General features: G+C 68.9%; 1 protein-coding gene. It reads right to left on the bottom strand.

The features are described 5' to 3' along the window. Nucleotides 1–1,347, bottom strand: a 1,347-nt coding sequence (locus QRN25_RS26190) for an IlvD/Edd family dehydratase (RefSeq protein WP_285022467.1), incomplete at both ends; no start/stop codon positions are given.

Raw genomic sequence — 1,347 nt, 5'->3', positions numbered from 1 at the left:
GCCGCGCATGACGAGGATGCAGTCGGCGTCGATCTCCAGTGCGGGGTCGTTGATGCGGTGGTGGTAGTCCTCGCCGCCCTCGAACACCACGGCGCGGCCTTCGAACACACCTTCGGAGCCGGGGCGCGAGAGGTAGCGGTTCTGGAACTCCTCGGAGATCACCGAGGTCTTCATGATGCCGCAGTCGAACAGGTTGCCGGAGAGGACGAGGAAGCCCGCCTTCTCGCGCAGCGGCTCGGCGAAGGGGCGGATCACCTCGCGGTCGCGGGTCTCGCGGCCCTCGATGTTGGCGGCCAGCGTCTCGCCGGTGACGGTGAGGCAGTTTTCGGCAAGCACGCCCGCCTGCTGCAGTTCCCACATGATCGAGGGCACGCCGCCCGCGCGGTGGAAGCGTTCGCCCAGGAACCGCCCGGCCGGCTGCATGTCGAGGATCAGCGGCAGGTCGTAGCCGTGCTCGGTCCAGTCCGAGGCGCTGAGTTCGACGCCCGCGTGGCGCGCCATCGCCATGATGTGCGGCTGCGCGTTGCTCGACCCGCCGATCGCGCTGACGACGCGGATGGCGTTGAGGAAGCTGTCGCGCGTCAGAATATGCGAGGGGCGCAAGTCTTCGTGCGCCATCTCGACGATGCGGCGGCCGGTCTCGTAGGCATATTGCCCACGCTCGCGGTACGGCGCCGGGATCGCCGCGCAGCCGGGGAGCGAGAGGCCGAGCGCCTCGGCCACCGCGTTCATGGTGGAGGCGGTGCCCATGGTGTTGCAGTGGCCCGCCGAGGGGGCGCTGTCGCAGGCGCGCTGGAGGAATTCCTCCTCGTCGATCTCTCCGGCCGCCAGCTTGCGGCGGCTGCGCCAGATGACGGTGCCCGAACCGACGAGGTCGCCCTCATGCCAGCCGTCGAGCATCGGCCCGCCGGACAGGACGATCGCGGGGATGTCCACGGTGGAGGCGGCCATGACCTGCGAGGGCGTGGTCTTGTCGCAGCCGGTGGTCAGCACGACGGCATCGATGGGGTAGCCGTAGAGAATCTCGACCAGCCCCATGTAGGCGAGGTTGCGATCGAGCGCGGCGGTCGGACGGCGGCAGTTCTCGAAGATCGGATGGACCGGGAACTCCATCGCGATTCCCCCTGCGTCCCGGATGCCGTCGCGCACCCGCTTCGCCAGATCGAGGTGGATGCGGTTGCAGGGCGACAGGTCGCTGCCCGATTGCGCGATGCCGATGATCGGCCGCCCCGAGCGCAATTCCGCCGGCGTGATGCCGTAGTTCATGAAGCGCTCCAGATAGAGCGCGACCATGTCCGAGCGTGCCGGATCGGCGAACCAGTCCTGCGAGCGGAAACGGCGCTGGTG

Origin of the sequence: Novosphingobium sp. fls2-241-R2A-195, assembly GCF_030209485.1 — a bacterium.
In the GTDB taxonomy this organism is placed as follows: Bacteria; Pseudomonadota; Alphaproteobacteria; order Sphingomonadales; family Sphingomonadaceae; genus Novosphingobium; species Novosphingobium resinovorum.
This window is presented reverse-complemented; position numbering and strand designations above follow the sequence as displayed.